The sequence below is a fragment of the Desulfovibrio piger genome (assembly GCF_951793255.1).
GTDB lineage: Bacteria > Desulfobacterota > Desulfovibrionia > Desulfovibrionales > Desulfovibrionaceae > Desulfovibrio.
In genome coordinates, this window is record NZ_OX636706.1 from 2,444,233 (window position 1) to 2,456,947 (window position 12,715).

The 12,715-nt window shown below is 62.9% G+C and carries 11 protein-coding genes and 1 tRNA gene; 11 read left to right on the plus strand and 1 reads right to left on the minus strand.

The window, feature by feature from the left end:
• Positions 1–2: 2 nt before the first annotated feature.
• Positions 3–2,405: a homocysteine S-methyltransferase family protein gene (locus Q4I12_RS10890; protein WP_302261560.1), complete on the minus strand. Its 2,403-nt coding sequence runs from the start codon at positions 2,403–2,405 to the stop codon at positions 3–5.
• Positions 2,406–2,572: 167 nt separating this feature from the next.
• Here Q4I12_RS10890 and Q4I12_RS10895 point away from each other — a divergent pair, with 167 nt between their 5' ends.
• The 11 genes from Q4I12_RS10895 (at position 2,573) to Q4I12_RS10945 (ending at position 12,687) form a co-directional block, all read left to right on the plus strand.
• Entirely contained in the window at positions 2,573–3,667 is a 1,095-nt protein-coding gene (locus tag Q4I12_RS10895) for a sigma-70 family RNA polymerase sigma factor (RefSeq protein ID WP_006005762.1), read from the plus strand.
• Positions 3,668–3,670: 3 nt separating this feature from the next.
• On the plus strand, positions 3,671–5,401 hold the full coding sequence (locus Q4I12_RS10900) for a tetratricopeptide repeat protein (RefSeq protein WP_302261561.1): 1,731 nt from the start codon (positions 3,671–3,673) through the stop codon (positions 5,399–5,401).
• Entirely contained in the window at positions 5,398–6,165 is a 768-nt protein-coding gene (locus Q4I12_RS10905; protein WP_168935721.1) for a hypothetical protein, read from the plus strand. The genes Q4I12_RS10900 and Q4I12_RS10905 overlap by 4 nt, the downstream gene beginning before the upstream one ends.
• 15 nt (positions 6,166–6,180) lie before the next feature.
• Positions 6,181–6,609, plus strand: a complete 429-nt coding sequence (gene rpiB, locus Q4I12_RS10910; protein WP_006005754.1) for a ribose 5-phosphate isomerase B — start codon at positions 6,181–6,183, stop codon at positions 6,607–6,609.
• Positions 6,610–6,624: 15 nt separating this feature from the next.
• A complete protein-coding gene (gene cysS / locus Q4I12_RS10915) occupies positions 6,625–8,076 on the plus strand; it encodes a cysteine--tRNA ligase (RefSeq protein WP_168935720.1) in 1,452 nt (483 codons plus the stop codon).
• Between the two features lie 10 nt (positions 8,077–8,086).
• Complete coding sequence (locus tag Q4I12_RS10920; RefSeq protein WP_302261562.1) at positions 8,087–9,502, plus strand: M48 family metallopeptidase; 1,416 nt, start codon at positions 8,087–8,089, stop codon at positions 9,500–9,502.
• Positions 9,502–10,035: an ATP-dependent protease subunit HslV gene (gene hslV, locus Q4I12_RS10925; RefSeq protein WP_072337505.1), complete on the plus strand. Its 534-nt coding sequence runs from the start codon at positions 9,502–9,504 to the stop codon at positions 10,033–10,035. Before Q4I12_RS10920 ends, hslV begins: the two co-directional genes overlap by 1 nt.
• 10 nt (positions 10,036–10,045) lie before the next feature.
• The gene (ispE, locus tag Q4I12_RS10930; RefSeq protein WP_302261563.1) at positions 10,046–10,969 is read left to right on the plus strand and encodes a 4-(cytidine 5'-diphospho)-2-C-methyl-D-erythritol kinase; all 924 of its coding nucleotides are present in this window, start codon (positions 10,046–10,048) and stop codon (positions 10,967–10,969) included.
• Positions 10,960–11,034, plus strand: a tRNA-Gln gene (locus tag Q4I12_RS10935). Before ispE ends, Q4I12_RS10935 begins: the two co-directional genes overlap by 10 nt.
• 45 nt (positions 11,035–11,079) lie before the next feature.
• A complete protein-coding gene (locus Q4I12_RS10940) occupies positions 11,080–12,024 on the plus strand; it encodes a ribose-phosphate diphosphokinase (protein ID WP_168935717.1) in 945 nt (314 codons plus the stop codon).
• A 72-nt stretch (positions 12,025–12,096) separates the two neighbouring features.
• Positions 12,097–12,687 carry a 50S ribosomal protein L25/general stress protein Ctc gene (locus Q4I12_RS10945; protein WP_168935716.1) on the plus strand — a complete coding sequence of 197 codons (591 nt, stop codon included), beginning with the start codon at positions 12,097–12,099 and terminating at the stop codon, positions 12,685–12,687.
• The last annotated feature ends 28 nt before the right edge of the window (positions 12,688–12,715 follow it).

The following is a 12,715-nucleotide window of genomic DNA, read 5'->3' on the forward strand; positions in this document are numbered from 1 at the left end:
GATTATCCTGTGACAAACTGTTTGGCGGCCCGCACTGCGCTGACCGCATCTTCGCAATAGGCATCCGCACCGATGGCATCGGCAAAGGCCTGGGTCACGGCAGCGCCGCCCACCAGCACCTTGATGGGGAGATTGCGCTCCCGCACCAGACGGATGGTATCTTCCATCCGTACCATGGTCGTGGTCATCAGAGCCGACAGGCCGATGATACGCGCCTTATGTTCCAAAGCGCAAGCGACAATCTGCTCCGCCGGGACATCCTTGCCGGCGTCGATGACGTCGAATCCGTGGTTGCCCAGCAGCAGGCAGACGATGTTCTTGCCGATATCGTGGATGTCCCCTTCCACAGTGGCCATGACGATCACGGGACGTTCCTCGGGGCCGCGGCTCTTCTCCAGCAGGGGCTTGAGGTGGGCAAAGGCCTTCTGCATGGTCTCCGCCGCGCGGATGAGCTGCGGCAGGAAGTACTCCCGGCGCTCATAGCGCGTCCCCACTTCGGTGATGGCCGGGATCAGGAAGTCCTGCACCAGGGCGAAAGGCTCGGCACCGGCGGCCAGTTCCTTTTCCAGCAGGGGCAGCACGTTTTCCAGATCGCCGAAAAGGACGGCATCTCCCAGGGTCTCGGCAGCGGCGCCCGGACCCTTGCCGGCCCTGACCACACCGCCGCTGGCCTTCCAGCCGGCATAGGAGGCGATGAACGAACCGGCGTTGCTGTCGCTCCCCTGCAGCACGGCCACGGCATCGCAGGCCTCATGCAGACGGGGAGCGGAAGGATTGGCGATGCAGGAGGACAGACCGGCGCCCGCGCACATGGCCATGAAGGTGGCATTGAGCAGGTCGCGGGCAGGCAGGCCGAACGAAACGTTGGAAAGTCCCAGTGTGGTCGCCAGACCCTGGCTGCGGCACCAGCGGACCATCTCAAGGCATTGCAGGGCGCCTTCAGGCTTGGAGGACACCGACAGGGCCAGGATGTCCACCATCACCAGACGGCGGGGGATGCCCAGGGAGTCGGCCTGCTCCAGCAGCTTTTCCACGATGGCGATACGCTCGGAGGCCCGGACGGGCAGTTTCGTCCCCTGCAGGGGAAGCAGGATGAAGGGCGCGCCGAAATCGCGGCAGACAGGCCCCAGCAGCTCCATGCGCCCGGCTTCGCCGCTGATGGAATTGACAAGGAAGGAACCCGGACAGTAGGGCAAGGCACGGGCGATGGCCTGCGCATTGGAAGAATCCAGCGACAGGGGCACGTCCACCCGGGAGACCAGACGCTGCACCAGATCGGGCAGGAGCACGGTCTCGTCCACCAGAGAGGCGCCCACGTTCACATCAAGGATGCGGGCCCCGGCCTGCAGCTGCTCATCGGCCAGGCGGAAGGCCTCATCGAACTGCCCGGCCTGCAGCTGGCGGGTCAGTTCCTTCTTGCCCGTGGGATTGATGCGCTCGCCGATGACGCTGAACGGCTGCCCTTCTCCCAGGCGCAGGAGCTGCGAACGGCTGGTCAGGCAGATGCCCGAAGGGCTGACCACCGGACGCTCGTCGCAGGTCACGCTTTCCAGGGCCTGACGCAGGGCCGCCAGATGCTGGGGCGTGGTGCCGCAGCAGCCGCCCAGCACCCGTGCCCCGCGGGCGGCGAAGGCCGCCGTTTTCTGGGCAAAGGCCTCCGGCCCCAGAGGGAAGACGGTCTCCGAGCCGCGCAGCTCCGGCAGACCGGCATTGGGTTCCGCGACGACGGGGCAGGAACAGACGGACAGCAGCTCTTCCACCACGGGCAGCATCTGATCCGGCCCCAGACTGCAGTTGGTGCCCAGGGCCGCCACGCCCATGTTCTGCATGGTCTCGGCAAAGATGGTGGGCGAAGAGCCCGTCAGGCTGACGCCCTGCTCGAAAGTCATGGAGACCATGACGGGCAGGTCGCAGACCTGACGCGCAGCCGTCACGGCGGCCCTGGCTTCGGCCAGGTCGAACTGGGTCTCGATGAAGATGAGGTCCGCCCCGCCGGCCACGAGGCCGCGGATCTGTTCCGAGAAGGCCTTGATGAGTTCCTCAGGCTCCATATCGCCCAGCGGACGGGCAAAATGACCGCTCGGGCCCACGTTGCCGGCTACGAAGACAGGACGCCCGGCTTGGGCGGCCGCGGCGCGCGCGGTCTCCACCATACGCTTGTTGAACGTAAAAACATCCAGGGAGGCCGGGAGTTTGCAGGGATTGCCGCCGAACGTGCACGAAGTGATGATGTCCACTCCTGCATCGAGATAGGCTTTGTGGATACCCTGAAGGATATCCGGTCGCTCCATGCAGAACTCTTCCGGGCTCACCCCGGCCGGCAGGCCGGAAGCCTGCAACATGGTCCCCATGGCGCCATCGAGCAACAACGGGCGCCTTTCCGCAAGGCGCTGAACAAATTTCATTCCTGTACCCAGCCTTTGTAATAAAATGTGGCATCTGCCCGTCAAAGGGCCGGCTGCAAGGCAGCCGCAAGGCTTTTACTACTGAAAATCATTGAAAAGGACAAATCAAAACTATAGCATGGGGCTACACCGACATCAGGGATGTCATCAGCCCCCTGAGGAAAATAATGAAGAAAAACAACAAGAATGTCCCCGATCACCCTTCTTCCGCGCCTGTGGCGGACGTGGAAGTCCTGGATGCCGCAGACGAAGACAGCTCTCTGGACTCGCTGGAAGAACTCGATGAGGACAGCCTCGACCAGGGCGAGATTCTGGATGTGGGCGACGACGGCCCCATGCTGCTTACCGAAGGCAGCCATGACGAATCCAGCCTCCCTGCGCCGTCCATGCCCCGCCTGCCGTCCACCGGCGGCCGGGACAGTTTGCAGCTTTACCTGCGCGAGGTGAGCCGCTTCCCCATGCTCAAGCCCGAGGAAGAGCACGAGCTGGCCGTGCGGGTGCGCGATCACAACGACCCCGACGCCGCCTTCCGGCTGGTCTCGTCGCATCTGCGCCTTGTGGTACGCATCGCCATGGACTTCCAGCGCCGCTGGATGCAGAACGTCCTCGACCTCGTCCAGGAAGGCAATGTGGGCCTCATGCGGGCCGTCAACAAGTTCGACCCCGACAAGGGCATCAAGTTCTCCTACTACGCCTCTTTCTGGATCAAGGCCTACATCCTCAAGTTCATCATGGATAACTGGCGCATGGTCAAGATCGGCACCACCCAGGTGCAGCGAAAGCTGTTCTACAATCTCAACCGTGAACGGCAAAAGCTGATCGCCCAGGGCTTCGATCCCGACGCCGCCATGCTCTCCGAGCGTCTGGGCGTCAGTGAAGAACAGATCACGGAGATGGATCAGCGCCTTGCCGCCAACGACCTTTCCCTCAACGCCCAGGTGGGGGAAGATGCTGGCGGCGCCACCCGCATGGACTTCCTTCCGGCCCTGGGACCGGGCATCGAGGACAGTCTGGGGGATTCCGAAGTGGCGGAGCTGCTGCGCGAAAAGCTCAAGACCATCCTGCCCAAGCTCAACGAGAAGGAACTCTATATCCTGCAGAACCGGCTGCTGACAGATGACCCCGTCACCTTGCGCGAGATCGGTGAACGATATAACGTGACCCGCGAACGCGTGCGCCAGCTGGAAGCCCGTCTTCTGGAGAAGATCCGCCAGCATCTGGCCCTGGACATCAAGGACTTTTCCGACGCCTGGATTCAATAATCTATGAGAAACAAGACCATCCTCCTGCTCTGCTCTGCCCTGCTGAGCGGTTCGCTGTCCCTTTCCCTGCTGGGATGCGGCGGCTGTGCCTCCACCCAGCCCCGGAGCGGGGCCGCTTCCCCCTTTTTCCAGGGCATCGAGATCCTGCCCGAGGAAAAAGAGCTTTCGCCGGCCGCCAAGGATACCTACGCCTATCTCCTTTATATGCAGGCCCTTGCCGACGAGGATGAAGAACTGCTCCTGCAGGCGGCCCAGCAGATGACCGGCGGCACCCTGCCTGCCAAGGCCTGGCTGGAAGGCGCCCTGTGGCTGGACAGCCGCCGTTCGGAAAAGGTGCTGCCCCTGCTGGAGCTGGGCCTGCAGGTCTGGCCCGACGATCTGCCCCTCAATCTGTTCAGCGCCGAGGCCTTGGCGGCCCACGGCAAGACGGAACAGGGCCTGGAGCAGATCCGGGCCTTCGTGGCGCGGCATCCCGACTCCCTGGATGCCCGCATGGAGCTGATCCTGCTGCTGGTCAAGGCCAAAAGATTCGATGAGGCGGAAAAGCACATCGGCAGTATCGCTGCCGGTGAACGGACGCCCATGGTGGATTATTACCATGCCCGGGCCCTGATCGGAATGCAGCGCCGTGCGGAAGCCATCCCGCTGCTCCAGAAGGCCATCCAGGCCATGCCGGACTTTGTCGAGGCCCTGGTGGAACTGGCCTATGCCTACGAACAGCAAAAGCAGTGGAACGAGGCCCGCACCATCTACGAAAAGCTGCTCAAGCTCCAGGTCTCCGAGCAGGATGTATGCCTGCGCCTCGTCCACCTTTCGCTGCGTCTCAACCAGCCGGAAAAGGCCCTGAAATATTTCCGCAAGGGCCCGGATGCCGCGGCGTTCAAGCTCACCGCCATCAGCATGTTCCTGGAAAGCCGCCATTATTTGCAGGCAGAGCGGCTGCTCAAGGAGATGCTGGACGAGCCGGGCGTACCGCCTGACGTTTTCCTGATGCTGGCCGGCATCGCCCGCGACCAGCGCCGTGACACGGAGCTGGCCCTGAGCTGGCTGGCCCGGATCCCGGCCAGCAGTCCCACGGCCGTGCAGGCGGAAGGGCTGAAAGCCCAGATCCTGGCCGATGCGGGCAAGGAACAGGAGGCGCTGGCCTCCGTGCGCAATCTGCAGCAGCGCCATGCCCGCAACGAGACCCTGCTGTTGCTGGAGGTCCGTCTGCTGGCCCGTCTCAAGGCCATGGACGAGGCCCTGGCCAGGGCCCGTCAGGCCGTGGAGATCGTCCCGGAAAGCTCGGAACTGGCCTTTACCCTCGGCAGCCTTCTGGACAGCCTCGGCAAGCGCGATGAAGCCATGAAGGTCATGCAGGGCATCATCGCCAGCCATCCGGAGCACTATCAGGCCCTGAACTATGTGGGCTACAGCCTGGCCGTACAGGGGAAGGATCTGGAACACGCCCTGGAGCTGCTGCAGCGGGCCGACCGTCTGGCCCCTGACCAGTTCTTCATCGTGGATTCCCTGGCCTGGGCCCTGTTCCGCCTGGGCCGTACGGAAGAGGCCCTGCAGAACATCCGGCGTGCGGTGGCTCTCGTCCCCTCGCCTGAAGCCGAGATACTGGAACATTACGGCGATATCGCCGCCGCCGCGGGCCAGAAAGAGGAAGCCCGCAAGGCCTACGAACAGGCCCTGAAACTCAAACCCGCCAATGCGGAATCCCTGCGCCAGCGTCTGGGGGACCTATGAAAAAGATCCTTTGTCTCATCGTCCTGATGTTCATGGCTTCGGCCTGTGCCCGCCAGCCTTCCACCGTGCCGCCTGCCGACAGCGCCGACCGCTGGCAGGCCTTCGTGGCCCGCAGCGGAGCCGTCAAGGAAGCCCCTTATCTTTTGAACGCCAGTCTGCGTTTTGGTACGGAGGGCGATACCCGGCGTGTCACGGCCCTGCTCTGGGGCAATGACAGCCGGAGCCTGCGCATGGACGTCATGGCCGGTATCGGGGCCGTGGTGGCCAAGATCTGGGAATCCGGCGATGAGTTCCTCGTGTACAGTCCCACGGAAAACCGGGCCTTTTTCCATCAGGGCAGCAACAAGCCCCTGCTGCGCGTCGGCGTACCGGTGCCTTTTGCCCTGGATGAGCTGGCGGCCCTGCTCAACGGCCGTCTCGTGACGGTCTTCGGTGACCGTTACTCCGACAGCCAGGCCCTTGCCAACGGCCATGTCGGTTTTACCCTTTCTTCTGCCGTGGGCGGCCTTCTGGAGATCGACGCCCAGGGCCAGGCTGTGGCCTGGCAGGAAAACGGCAGTCGCGGCTGGAGCATGGCCATCGCGTATGACGAGGCCGGTCTGCCCCGTCGCGTGAGCCTGCGCCACCCCGACGGCCAGACGGCCGTGCTGCTGGTCAAGGAACGTCAGGCCCCGGCTCCTTTCAATAACGAACAGCTGAGTCTGCTTCTGCCGGACAGCACCCCGGTGCTGCCCCTGGAACGCTACACGGCTCCCCAGCAATAACCCTAAGGAGAGATCATGAAATCCATCCACATGGCCTGTGACCACGCCGGTATCGAACTCAAGGAAACCCTGCGCGCCCATCTGGAAAAGATGGGCTATACGGTCACCGACCACGGCACCTACAGCAAGGAAAGCTGCGATTACCCCGTGTTCGCCCACGCCCTGTGCAATGCTGTCGAAGCCGAAGATGTGCCCGGCATCCTGATCTGCGGTACGGGGATCGGCATGTCCATAGCGGCCAACCGTCACAAGGGCATCCGCGCGGCGCTGTGCACCACGGAACTGCATGCCCGCTTCACCCGCCTGCACAACAATGCCAACGTGCTGTGCCTGGGGGCCCGGGTCACGGGCGTGGAGCTGGCGCTTGCCATCGTCGATACCTTCCTGTCCACCGAATTCGAAGGCGGCCGCCATCAGCGCCGCATCGACCTCCTCAACGCCTAGTCTGTGGGACCTGTCATGCAGCTGTACAATACCCTTACCCGTAAAAAGGAAGAATTCGTCCCTGTCCGGCCCGGCAAGGTCAACATGTATGTCTGCGGCATCACCGCCTATGACTACTGCCACATCGGCCATGCCCGGTCCGCCCTGGTCTTCGACGTGCTGGTGCGCCATCTGCGCGCCCTGGGGCTGGATGTGACCTTTGTCCGCAACTTCACCGACGTGGACGACAAGATCATCCGCCGCGCCAATGAAGAAAAACGCGACTGGCGTGAAGTGGGACAGACCTACATCGATGCCTTCCATGAAGACATGGACCGCCTGAACGTGGTGCGTGCCGATCATGAGCCCCGCGCCACCGAATACATCCAGCAGATGCAGGATCTCTGTTCCGAGCTCATCGCCCAGGGCAAGGCCTATGCCGTGCCGTCCGGCGACGTGTACTTCCGCGTGCGTGCCTATCCGCCTTACGGCAAGCTCTCCGGCCGCAGCCTGGACGAATTGCAGGCCGGTGCCCGCGTGGCTCCCGGTGAAGAAAAGCAGGATCCCCTGGACTTTGCCCTGTGGAAGGCGGCCAAGCCCGGCGAGCCCTTCTGGGAAAGCCCCTGGGGCAAGGGCCGTCCCGGCTGGCATATCGAATGCTCGGCCATGAGCAAGGAATATCTGCCCCTGGATATCCACGGCGGCGGCCAGGACCTCATCTTCCCCCATCACGAGAACGAGATCGCCCAGACCGAAGCCGCCTGCAGCTGCCAGCTGGCCCGTTTCTGGGTGCATAACGGCTTCGTGCAGGTCAATGCCGAAAAGATGTCCAAGTCGCTGGGCAACTTCAAGACCATCCGCGACATCCTGGCCAGCTACCTGCCCGAGACCCTGCGCTTCTTCCTGCTGGGCAAACATTATCGCAGCCCCATCGACTTCACGGCCGACATCATGGACGAGTCCGAAAAGGCCCTGCAGCGCATCTACGAATGCCAGCTGGAAGCCGGCAAGGCTCTGGAGCGCGCCAAGTGGAAGAAAGTCGATCTGCCCGCCGACATCCTCAAGGAATGGGACGAACACGGCCAGGGCTTCAATGCCGCTCTGGACGACGATGTGAACACGGCCCAGGCCCTTGGCCACATCTTCTCCCAGGTGCGCCTGGTCAACCGCGTGCTGGAAGACAAGGCCCTGCGCGCGGGCGAAGGCGCCCGCCGTCTGCTGGAAGAGTTCTTCGAGCGCCGCAATGACTGGTCGGCCCAGCTGGGCCTGTTCGGCCAGGATCCGGCCACCTTCCTGCTGGCCCTGCGTGACCAGCGGGCGGCCCGTCTGAACATCGACGTGCCGCGCGTGCAGGCCCTGCTGGACGAGCGTGCCGCGGCCCGTGCCGCCAAGGACTTTGCCCGCTCCGACGAACTGCGCGCCGCGCTTGCCGAACTGGGCGTGGCCGTGCGCGACACCGTGGAAGGGCAGGTCTGGGATATAGCTTAGCGAGGTGACGATGCTGCATCGTTTCGGGAAGTTCCGTCGCCCTGTGGCGCTGGTGATGTTGAGTGTCTTCCTGGTCGCCCAGCTGCTTCTGCCGCTGACGGCCCGGGCATTCTTCTTCGGAGGGGTCTCCCTCAAGGACGAGAAGGAGATGGGGCACAAATTCGATGTGGCCATCCGCTCCAGCCTGCCCATGGTCGACGACCCCGAAGTCAGCAAATATGTGGATGGCCTTGTCCGTCGTCTGGTCAAGGCCATCCCGCCCCAGCCCTTCACTTTCACGTCCGGCGTCATCCTGCATAACGCCATGAACGCCTTTGCCATCCCCGGCGGCCATGTCTATGTCTTCACCGGACTGATCATGAACTTCGAGGATGAGAGCCAGCTGGCTGGCGTTCTTTCGCATGAGCTGGCCCATGTGACCCAGCGCCATGTGGCCTCGCGTCTGGAGCGGGCCCAGTATCTGTCCGTGGGCAGTTTGCTGCTGGCCATCGCCGGCGTGGCCGTCGGCGGGCCTGCGGGCGGCGCCGTGGCCGTCGGGGCCCTGGGCGCAGGTCAGTCCGCCATGCTCAATTACAGCCGTCTGGACGAGAACGAAGCCGACCAGATCGGCCTGCAGTACCTGACCAAGGCGGGCTATCCGCCCTCCGGCATGGTGGGCGGCTTCAAGATCATGCGCCAGAAAAGCTGGATGGCGGGAGCCAGCGTGCCCGCCTATCTGTCCACCCACCCGGATATCGGTGACCGCATCAACGGCATCCAGGCCCGGCTGAGTTCCTTCCCCGCTTCCATCCGCAACCGGTCCTTCGACAATCGCCGCTTCAAAAGGGTCCAGACCGTCCTTTGGGGACGCTACGGCGACAGCCAGGCGGCCCTGCAGCGTTTTTCCGGCAAGGACGCCCTTTCCTGCATGGGGCGGGGCATGGTCCTTTCGCGCAGGAACAACGTGCGCGAAGCTGCCGCCGCCTTCGATCAGGCCCTGCAGCTGGCCCCCAAGGACCCGCTGGTGCTGCGCGAAGCCGGGACCTTCCACTACCGCAAAGGTGACATGGCCAGGGCGGAAGGCCTGCTGCGTCAGGCCATGCAGCTGGACAAAAACGATTTCATGGCCAGATTCTTTTATGCGCGCATGCTGGATGAGACCGGCCGCGCCCAGCAGGCCCAGCCGTACTATACGGAAGTCCTGCGGGCCGTGCCGGAAGCCGCCGATGTCCATGAAGCCTATGCCCGTTCGCTGGGCTCCATAGGCAAGACCGGACTGGCCTACATCCACATGGCCTACAGTGCCATTTACTCCAACAACCGCAAGCTGGCAGAGCGCTACTTCAAGCAGGCCAAGGCAAAGACGGAAAAATCCGCCGACAGTGCGGCTTTCCGCAAGCTGGATGCGGTGTACAAAGAACGCAAGGAAATCTGGGAAGACCGATGATAGAAACGCACGCGACGACGATTCTGGCAGTCAAGAAGGACGGACAGGTTGCCATGGCCGGGGACGGCCAGGTCACCCTGGGCCAGTCCATGATCATGAAGCACACCGCCCGCAAGGTGCGCCGCCTGTATGACGGCAAGATCGTGGCCGGCTTTGCCGGTGCCACGGCCGATGCCTTCACCCTGTTCGAGCTGTTCGAAGCCAAGCTCAAGGAATTTCGCGGCAATCTGCAGCGTTCCGCTGTGGAGCTGACCAAGGAATGGCGCAAGGACAAATACCTGCGCCGCCTGGAAGCCATGCTCCTGGTCTCTGACGGCGAGCATATCCTGCTGCTTTCCGGTAACGGGGACGTGTTCGAGCCCGACGATGACGTGGCTGCCATCGGCAGCGGCGGCCCCTATGCCCTTTCCGCAGCCCGCGCCCTGCTGCGCCACAGCAGCCTCCCCGCCCGGGAGCTGGCCCTGGAATCCATGAAGATCGCCTCGGAGATCTGCGTCTACACCAACGACCATTTCGTGGTCGAGACCCTGTAGGGGGGACAACGTGGAGATCCGCACCGGTTGCAAGATCAATCTGGGGCTGGAGATAACCGGCGTCCTGCCCAACGGCTATCATACCCTTGATTCCGTGTTCTATCCGCTGGCCCGGCCGTTCGACGTCCTGGAAGTGGAACGCAGGGAAGCGGCAGGCATCCGCGTGTTCTGCGATACCCCCGGCATCGACCTGGAGCATAACACCCTGACCAAGGCCCATGCCGCTTTCGCGGCCCTGCTGCCGGAACAGGTTGCTTGTCCGGGCGTGGATGTCACCCTGCGCAAGGGTATCCCTCACGGCGCAGGCCTGGGGGGCGGCAGCAGCGATGCCGCAGCCCTGCTCCTGTGGCTCAACAGCTGCCTGGAGACGCCTCTGCCGCTGGAAGAGCTGGAAAAAGCCGCCATCAAGGTCGGTGCGGACGTCCCCTTTTTCCTTCACGGGCAGCCCCGGCGCGTGACCGGTATCGGCGAGGTGCTGACGCCCGCGGCAGTGGATCTGCCCGGCTGGTGGCTGGTGCTGGTCTGTCCGCCCGTGCCGGTCTCCACCCCCTGGGCCTACCGCGCCTATGACGATTTGATGGCGGAAGCGGAAAAAGCTGGTGGTAAAGGCTTGACAAATCCGGAGAGCAAGGATAATGAAACGCTTCTCGTGATGGGTAAATATGCCGGGACGGGAACGACGTTCCGCATCACCACAGAAAACGTGCTCCAAATCCGTAACGATCTGGAGCCCGCCGTTGTGCGTGAATACCCGCAATTAGAGACAATCCGCCAATATCTGCTCCATTCCGGGGCCGCTTGTGCACGCATGAGCGGCAGTGGATCGAGCATGTTCGGCCTGTTCTCAGCCCGTCACGCAGCCGAGGCGGCAGCGCAAAGCCTGGAGTCACAGTACGGGAAGGTCTTTGTGCTGCCCATGAATGCTGGGATGTAGCCAAGTGGTAAGGCAACGGGTTTTGGCTCCGTCATTCGAAGGTTCGAGCCCTTCCATCCCAGCCACACCCAAACCATAACTGCTGCCGCTATCGGCAAGGTGAACGGACCATGTTCAGCGATCTCAAGATTGTCACGGGTTCTTCCAATCCCGAGTTGGCCAAAGCCATTTGCGACCACCTCGGCTGTCAGCTTACTCCTACTCTGGCAACCACCTTCAGCGATGGCGAGCTGCGCATTGAAATCGGCGACAACGTGCGCGGCGATGACGTGTTCGTTGTCCAGCCCACCTGTCCCCCGCTGGTCAACCGCAACCTGATGCAGCTCTGCCTCATGCTCGACGCCCTCAAGCGCGCCAGCGCCGGCCGCATCACGGCTGTGATCCCCTACTACGGCTATGCCCGCCAGGACCGCAAGGTGAGCCCCCGCGCCCCCATCAGCGCCAAGATGGTGGCCGACTTCATCAGCGTGGCCGGTGCTGGCCGTGTGGTGACCATCGACATGCATGCCGGTCAGATCCAGGGCTTCTTCAACTGCCCTGTGGACAACCTGTATGCCGCTCCTGTCATGATGGAACCCCTGCGCCAGATCGAAGGCGACATCGTCATCGTCTCCCCCGACGCCGGCGGTGTGGAACGCGCCCGTTCCTACGCCAAGCGCCTGAATGCTCCTCTGGCCATCGTGGACAAGCGTCGCGACAAGCCCAACCAAGCCCAGGCCATGCACGTCATCGGTGACGTGGAAGGCAAGACCGCCATCATCGTTGACGACATCATCGATACTGCCGGTACCCTGTGCGCCGGTGCCGACGTGCTGCTCAAGTACGGCGCCAAGAAGATCATCGCCTGTGCTTCCCACGGTGTGCTGTCCGGCCCCGCCATCGACCGCATCAATGCTACCGAGGCTCTGGACCGCGTCATCGTGACCGATACCATCCCGCTGGGTGAAAAGCTGGCACAGTGTCCCAAGCTGCAGGTGGTGTCTGTGGCTGCCCTGCTGGGCAAGACCATCCACAACATCCACACGGGTTCCTCCGTCAGCGTTCTCTTTGTATAATGCCGGGTTTTCCCGACTCCATAATAAGAAAACTTCCCGCACTTTCATGCGGCACTAGGTAAGGAGTTAAACATGACCATTGAAAAGACGTTGAGCGTGCAAAAGCGTGAAGGTAGCGGCAAAGGCCCTGCGGGCCGTGCGCGCACGCAGGACATGATCCCCGGTGTGTTCTACACCGCCAAGGGTGACAACATCGCCGTGCAGGCTCCTGCTCTGCCTCTGGAAAAGATGTACGCCGAAATGGGCCGTACCGCCGTGTTCAACCTGGAAATCGACGACAACGGCACCAAGACCGTGCATCCCGTCATGTTCTGGGAAGTGCAGAAGCACCCCTACAAGAAGGCCTTCACCCATGTGGACTTCTACGGTGTGGATCTGGACAAGGAAGTCAAGGTCGACGTGCCGATCGAATTTGTGGGTGTTGCCCGCGGCGTCAAGCTGGGCGGCGTGATGGAAACCTACCGCGAAAGCGTGCGTCTGTGCAGCAAGCCTCTGGACATGCCCAAGAAGGTGACCATCGACGTGACCGACATGGGCATCAATGACAGCGTGACCGTGGAGACCCTGGCTCTCCCCGAAAACGTGAAGGCCGTGTTCGACAAGAACTTCGCCATCGTGAGCGTGTTCTCCAAGAGCAAGGACGCTGCCGAAGCCGCCGAATAAGGCGCCTTTCACCGCAGTTTTTTTCAGG

Bases quoted from the DNA above. Each gene is read 5' to 3' on its own strand.
- rpiB (WP_006005754.1), top strand. From the start codon at position 6,181: ATGAAATCCATCCACATGGCCTGTGACCACGCCGGTATCGAACTCAAG.
- Q4I12_RS10945 (WP_168935716.1), top strand. From the start codon at position 12,097: ATGACCATTGAAAAGACGTTGAGCGTGCAAAAGCGTGAAGGTAGCGGC.
- Q4I12_RS10940 (WP_168935717.1), top strand. From the start codon at position 11,080: ATGTTCAGCGATCTCAAGATTGTCACGGGTTCTTCCAATCCCGAGTTG.
- Q4I12_RS10905 (WP_168935721.1), top strand. From the start codon at position 5,398: ATGAAAAAGATCCTTTGTCTCATCGTCCTGATGTTCATGGCTTCGGCC.
- cysS (WP_168935720.1), top strand. From the start codon at position 6,625: ATGCAGCTGTACAATACCCTTACCCGTAAAAAGGAAGAATTCGTCCCT.
- Q4I12_RS10920 (WP_302261562.1), top strand. From the start codon at position 8,087: ATGCTGCATCGTTTCGGGAAGTTCCGTCGCCCTGTGGCGCTGGTGATG.
- Q4I12_RS10900 (WP_302261561.1), top strand. From the start codon at position 3,671: ATGAGAAACAAGACCATCCTCCTGCTCTGCTCTGCCCTGCTGAGCGGT.
- Q4I12_RS10895 (WP_006005762.1), top strand. From the start codon at position 2,573: ATGAAGAAAAACAACAAGAATGTCCCCGATCACCCTTCTTCCGCGCCT.
- Q4I12_RS10890 (WP_302261560.1), bottom strand. From the start codon at position 2,405: ATGAAATTTGTTCAGCGCCTTGCGGAAAGGCGCCCGTTGTTGCTCGAT.